Raw genomic sequence first — 6,654 nt, 5'->3', positions numbered from 1 at the left:
GGCTAGGATCTAGGTTTGTAGCCTTCATTGCTTCTTTGTCTAACATCATCAGGTCATTTGGGCATGCATACATGCAAGCCGTTTTGTCTTGCCCTTTACATCCGTCACATTTTTCTGCAATTACGAAACTTGGCATAATTTAAACCTCCCAATATTTTATTAATACTATAGAACTTGACAGTTCTTTCAAAACTTAAGATTTAATGTCTGTCCTATCAACTTACCACTATACATTTACTGGATAAGACACAGTCATACGGAGTTTTCGCTAGAATCACGAAGAATATTGTCTTGGAAGTAGCTCTTTTCCAGAGGTTAACGGATTACCATTACATCTCCCCTTTCGAAATACCAAGCACCGATATTCTACGAATAACTCAGCCAATCCCCTATAGTGGTCCGTACAGCGAGTTATCATACACTCTTTATAGGGAGTGAGGAGTGAGTATACTCGCTGTACAGTGATAAAGAAATTCGCATAGGAATTTAGATAGCTTTTTCTAGGATTTCAGCAATATCTAAAGCTTTAAGGTCTTCACCGACACCACGGGCAGCGATTCCATCCACAATCATAGTAAGGCAATACGGACATGCGGTACCTACATAATCAGTTTTCACAGCGATAGCCTCATCCGTTCGCATTTCATTGATACGTTGTCCTTCATCCTCTTCAAGCCACATTCGACCGCCACCGGCACCACAACAGAAACTTTTCTCCCCAGTATGGGCCATTTCTTTGATTTCTAAGCCTACTGCCTTAAGCAATTCACGAGGTTGTTCGTAAATTTCATTATAGCGACCTAAATAACAAGAATCGTGGTATGTGATCGATTTACCGGCGGTTTGATTGAGTTTAAGTTTGCCAGACTTGACCAAATCTAAAAGGAATACAGTATGATGAATAACTTCGAAGTTTCCACCAAGCTGTGGGTACTCATTCTTTAGCAGATTGTAACAGTGAGGACATTGAGTAATGATTTTCTTGACCCCATGACCATTCATGACTTCAATGTTTTCTGTAGCCAATGAGAAGAATAAATATTCGTTTCCTAATTTACGGGCAGAGTCGCCACAACATTTCTCATCATTTCCTAGGATGGCAAAATTAACGCCTGCTGCATTGAGCAGCTTAACAAGAGCTGCGGAAACCTTTTGATTGCGAGCATCAAAAGATCCTGAACATCCGGGCCAATACAAATACTCTGCCTCTGGCTCTTGTTCGAAGGTTTTCACTCCAAGGCCAGTAAGGTAATCGGCACGTGTGCTCCAACCGATACCCCATGGGTTACCGTTATTCTCCATGTTTTTGAAAGCTAATTGAGCTTCTGCAGGGAAGCGTGTTTCCATTAGAACTAGGTTACGGCGCATATCGATAGTTTTGTCGACGTGTTCGATGAATATAGGACACTGTTGTTCACAGGAACGACACGTCGTGCAAGCCCATAGGTCTTCTTCTGGAATTACGTCACCTATGAGGGCTCGACCAGTCCACTCTTCGTCTTCACTTGCTGCCGCAGCTTCTTGACCCTCAACTTGAGTTACGTTTGCCACTTTTTTGGCTTCAGCAACTGCAGCTCCAGTTTCTTCCATGAGAACCTTCATATCTTGGATAATCTTTTTAGGATTGAGGTGCTTCCCACTCAAGTAAGCAGGACAGTTATCCTGACATCGTCCACAACGAATGCAGGCATCTGTATTGAATAATGCTTTCCAGGAAAACTCACGCAATTGACTTTTCCCGAAAGTTTCAAGACTCTCATCTTCAAAATCGATCGGATCTGGAATACCAATAGGTCCCCTTTTGCGAAGGAATTGATTTGCCAGACCAAGTAGGATATGGAAAAGTTTAGAGTGTGAGAAATAAGCAATAAAGGTCATCGCGAGTACGAGGTGGAACCACCAGAGAAACACGTGCAGGGACAAAAGTTGTGCTTCATTAAGCATAGCTTTTAGGGGGATAGCCATCCATTGACCGACAAAAGCATAAGCAGACCATGGATCTGGTATTGCGGCGATACGCACACCTTGAATAACAAAACCAGTCACTAGGATGGTGAATAATAGAGCCAGTGTGATAGCATCATCCGGTTTATTGTCTAAGCGATCCGGTCTTTGAATATAACGCCTATAGGCGAAGGCCATAATAGCAAGCATGGCAAGGAGTCCAAATAAATTAGAGGTTAACTTAATAAAAATATAAAGCCAGCCATGGAAAATTTGCAAGGCGAAATCCGCTTGGAGGGTGATAATTGCCGTTGCAAAGGCTAATACGACAAATCCCACGAAAAGTCCGAAGTGCATCAAGCCGGGATAAGAATCTTTAAGGATCCGTTTATGGAATACTCCATAAACAAAAATGTCTTTTATTCCCTGCCCAACGTCTTTCCAACGATTTTCAGGTTGTCCTAATTTCCAGAGTATTACGCGTTTATATACACCGTAAGCAAAGATTGCAAGCGCTATGATGAAGAGTAGGTAAAGCCAGTGCTCTCCTTCAATGTTCCAATAAACTTCACGTGTTGCTGCAGCCATTCGGCTCTCTCCTCCTTGTTCTATTTAGCGAAAGCGCCTTTGTGAGGCGCTTTGCTAAATGTTTTTTCTTATTCGTTGACTAATTTTTTGAATTCTTCGGTTAGGAGGGGTACTACGTCAAAAAGGTCACCGACAATGCCATAATCTGCAACATTAAAAATGTTTGCTTCGGGATCTTTGTTAATAGCTACAATAAACTTTGAAGATCCCATACCAGCGAGATGTTGGATTGCTCCAGAAATTCCGCAAGCGATATAAAGAGTTGGCGCAACAGTTTTCCCAGTTTGTCCAACTTGGAACTTATGCTCTTTCCAACCGGAATCTACTGCAGCACGTGAAGCTCCGACTGCTGCGCCGATAACATCAGCAAGATCTTCCAGTATGCCATAATTTTCTGGACCCTTCATGCCACGTCCACCAGAGACAATAACGTTAGCCTCTGTAAGGTCAGGGCGTTTTGAAGCGGCAATGGCAACTTCTTTAAGAATAGCACGTAAGTCATCAGAATCGATATCCGCCGTTTCTTTGACGATTTCAGCTTGGCGTGAAGCATCAGGCGCTTCAGCTTTAAAGGTATTGGGGCGAATGGTAGCCAGAATCGGTCGAACGTTCGAGGAAAGATAAGCGAACGCTTTACCTGCATAAATTGGGCGTTTAAAGCTCAAGAAGTTTTTAGCGTCAGTTTCCATTCCCGTGCAGTCTGAGGCTAAGCCAACGCCTAGACGATGAGCTAAACGGGGAGCAAGATCTTTTCCGATAGCCGTATTACCCATTAAAACAGCCTGTGGCTCTTCTTTACGGATAAGTTTATTGAGCACAGAAGTATAAGCGCCAGTAGTATATTCCTTCAGTTTCTCATCATCGATGAGGATGACTTTGTCCGCTCCAGAAGCGGCAACAGTCTGAGCAAGGCCTTCAATACCTTGACCAAGTACAACAGCTACTACGGTTTCGCCAGTTTCATCGGCTACTTTTCGCGCTTGGCTGAGAAGTTCTAAGGATACTTTACGAATTTGCAAGTCGCGTTGCTCGACAATAATAAAAATTCCTTTTGCCATGTCTAATTCCTCCTTTTACAAAACTTTTGCTTCTTCACGCAAGAGACGTGCTAGTTCCTGAGCGGCTTGCGCAGCTTCACCGGGAATCTTTCGCCCTCCTTGACGAGCAGTTGGTAAATCATATTTATCCACATTCATTTTCGGAGCGATATCTCCTGCACTCATGCCAAGATCGGCAAGTGTTAGAGTTTGCAATGGTTTCTTCTTGGCTTTCATAATTCCTGCTACCGATGGGTAACGAGGGTCATTGAGGCCTTTTTGAGCAGTAATGACGACTGGTAAACTTGTTTCAATGACCTCTGTCCCACCGTCAATTTCACGAGTCGCAGTCACTTGAGTTCCAGTAACGTCCAGTTTGAGAACACTGCTAATTGAAGGGACATTTAATATTTCTGCTAAACGAACAGCGATTTGACTGGCGCCATCGTCGATCGCAATACGACCGGCTATGATAATGTCATAAGGTATTTGAGAGACTGCTTTAGCCAAAACTTCTGCGTTGTGCCATTCATCGCAATTTTCTAGGGCAGGATCACTTACTAGGACGGCTTTATCTGCACCCATAGCCAAGGCAGTGCGAATGGCTGTTTGGGCATTTGCACCTCCCATACTGATAACAGTAACTTCGCCACCTAATTTTTCTTTTAGGCGGATCCCCTCTTCGATAGCGAACTCATCGTAAGGGTTGATAATCAAATTCACCCCATTGGCATCAATCTTACCGTTAGCATCTAGTACAATTTTAGCCTCGGTATCAAATGTTTGTTTGATGTAAACTATGATGTTCATGCTTTTTCCTCCTAACTTTTCCTAGTCTGCCAAAGGCACTTATCGTGATTAAATCTATCTTGGACACCTCCCCTGGAAAACCAGGGGAATGGTATCTCCATGAAACTAGACCTTAGGTTGGCTAGCAGCGCAAAGAAACTCGGACAATTCCATAACTTGTAATACGTCGCCCTTTTCCAGACCTGCGCAAGCATCCTCAAGCATGGTAATACAGTAAGGACAAGCAGTGACTAGAATTTCCGCCTTTTTGTCGACAGCGTCGTTAATTCGTAGTTCGCCAAATCGTTCTCCGAACGGTGTTTCAGCCCAAACTCGACCGCCGCCTCCAGCACAGCAAAGACTCTTATTCTTATTTCGCTCAAGTTCTACCAATTCTGCACCTGCGACAGCTTGCAGAAGTTCCCTTGGAGCATCGTAGACCTCATTATGTCGGCCCAGATAGCAAGGATCATGGAATGTGACTTTTTTAGCGAATTCTCCATCTATGGAAAGCTTGCCTTCTTTTAACAGTGCTCCCAGTACTTCTGTATAATGCATGGCTTCAAAGTCTCCACCCAGTTCTGGGTAATCCTTTTTAAAAGCAAATAGGCAATGTGGCGACGTTGTAATAATCTTTTTGACACCTTTTGATTGGAATAACTTAATGTTCGATTCAGCTAGCTTTGTGAAAAGCGCTTCATCTCCTAGTTTGCGAATGCTCTCACCACAGCATTTTTCGTCTGCGGTTAGAACTCCAAAGCTTACCCCTGCTTGCTTCAACATCTTGACGACGCTTTTGGCAATTTTTTGACTGCGTGTATCGTAACAGGAGGTGCAGCACACATATAGGAGGTACTCTGTATCTTCACTAAAGGCTGGTATATCCAGACCTTCCTGCCAGGCTGCTCGTTTCTCTTGCTCCCCTGACCATGGATTATTGTTCGCGTGAAGGCTTCCCGCGATCGGGCGCAATCCCGCTGGTAAAAACCCTGCTTCAACCGTGGTGCTACGCATCGAGCGCACGTTGTTGATGATTTCTACTTTTCTTGGGCAGTTGACCAGACACATTCCGCAGGTTACACAGGCAAATAGGATATTCTCATCTTCAAAGCCCTCTAGGCCAAGCTGACCCAGACGTTGCATTTTGCGAATGTTAAATGCTTCACTAACCTCGCCTGTTACTTGTCGCCATGGACAGAGATTGGTACACAGTCCGCACTGCATACACCAACTGAGTGTCTCCGCCCCTGAAGAAACAATATAATCTCTCATATCCAGAGATACTTCTTTTATTTCATCCATCTTCATGCTCCTTTGCTACGCCTTTAAGGTAGTGTCTCCTGACCTTAGAGCTTAGAACCCTTTATAGGGGTTGGGGCCCAGTTCTTCTAGTCTCTCGGCAAAGCCGTCCAATATAGCCGGGATCTTGTCGTAATCCATGATGGAGATCTGCTCCATCCTCACTCGATCTGACTCGAGATCCAATCGGTTTAAGGTTTCTGACACTTTTGATAACCTGGTCTCGGCCAACTCGCTTCCTTTGATGAAGTGGCACTGATAGTCATCGCCATGTTTACATCCTAGAAGTAAGATTCCATCAATTCCCTGGGACATTGTATCAGCTATCCACACGATGTTCATTGAGCCTAGGCATCTTACTGGGATAACCCGCACCCAAGCGTTGTACTTGAGATGGTTGATGCCTGCCATATCGATTGCAGGTATAGCATCGTTTTCACAAGCGAAGATCACGATTCTTGGTTTTTCCTCATCTTCATCCGGTACCTCGATTGCCTTAATCATGTTCCCGATCATCGGCACTGCGTAGTTCTTAAAGGAGATGATTCTCTCTGGACATGCTCCCATGCAGATTCCACAGCGGCGGCAACGAGTTGGATTTGGCAGTGGATTAAATTTGTCATCTTCGTTGATGGCTCCAAAAGGACATTCCACAGTACAACGTTTGCACTGGGTACATCTCGACATGGCGAAGTCTGGGAATGATAGATCTCCTACCCGCGGGTGTAAGGCTGATCCTAGGGCGCTCAGTTCTGTACATTGGATGGCCTTCATCGCTGCTCCTGTAGCATCTTCAATGCTGGAAGCTGCATCCATCGGCATCCGCACGCTCCCTGCTGCATAGATCCCTGTGCGGCGAGTTTCATATGGGAAACAGATGAAATGCGAATCCGCAAAACCATATTTCAACGTCGGCATCTCTGGTCCTTGGCGATAGGCTAGGTTCAAGAGATTCGACCTGAGAATATCTTCTCCCTTTGGTCCTTCGTCATTAGAC

5 protein-coding genes and 1 pseudogene are annotated in these 6,654 nt (G+C 44.6%); all 6 read right to left on the bottom strand.

Annotation, left to right across the window (positions count from 1 at the left end):
* A pseudogene (locus tag E4K67_RS30985) lies at positions 1-136 on the bottom strand (adenylyl-sulfate reductase subunit beta); the annotation flags it as partial.
* A 350-nt stretch (positions 137-486) separates the two neighbouring features.
* Positions 487-2,532, bottom strand: a complete 2,046-nt coding sequence (locus E4K67_RS29535) for a heterodisulfide reductase-related iron-sulfur binding cluster (protein ID WP_135553275.1) — start codon at positions 2,530-2,532, stop codon at positions 487-489.
* Positions 2,533-2,600: 68 nt separating this feature from the next.
* A complete protein-coding gene (locus tag E4K67_RS29530; protein WP_135553273.1) occupies positions 2,601-3,590 on the bottom strand; it encodes an electron transfer flavoprotein subunit alpha/FixB family protein in 990 nt (329 codons plus the stop codon).
* Positions 3,591-3,605: 15 nt separating this feature from the next.
* The gene (locus tag E4K67_RS29525) at positions 3,606-4,379 is read right to left on the bottom strand and encodes an electron transfer flavoprotein subunit beta/FixA family protein (RefSeq protein ID WP_135553271.1); all 774 of its coding nucleotides are present in this window, start codon (positions 4,377-4,379) and stop codon (positions 3,606-3,608) included.
* Between the two features lie 105 nt (positions 4,380-4,484).
* Entirely contained in the window at positions 4,485-5,660 is a 1,176-nt protein-coding gene (locus E4K67_RS29520; RefSeq protein WP_135553269.1) for a (Fe-S)-binding protein, read from the bottom strand.
* Between the two features lie 51 nt (positions 5,661-5,711).
* Positions 5,712-6,654: hydrogenase iron-sulfur subunit (locus E4K67_RS29515; RefSeq protein ID WP_135553267.1), on the bottom strand; the 943-nt coding region annotated here is incomplete at its 5' end.

The organism is Desulfosporosinus fructosivorans (assembly GCF_004766045.1).
GTDB classification, from domain to species: domain Bacteria; phylum Bacillota; class Desulfitobacteriia; order Desulfitobacteriales; family Desulfitobacteriaceae; genus Desulfosporosinus; species Desulfosporosinus fructosivorans.
Note: the sequence above shows the minus strand (reverse complement) of the source record. Positions and strands in the feature narration are given on the sequence as shown.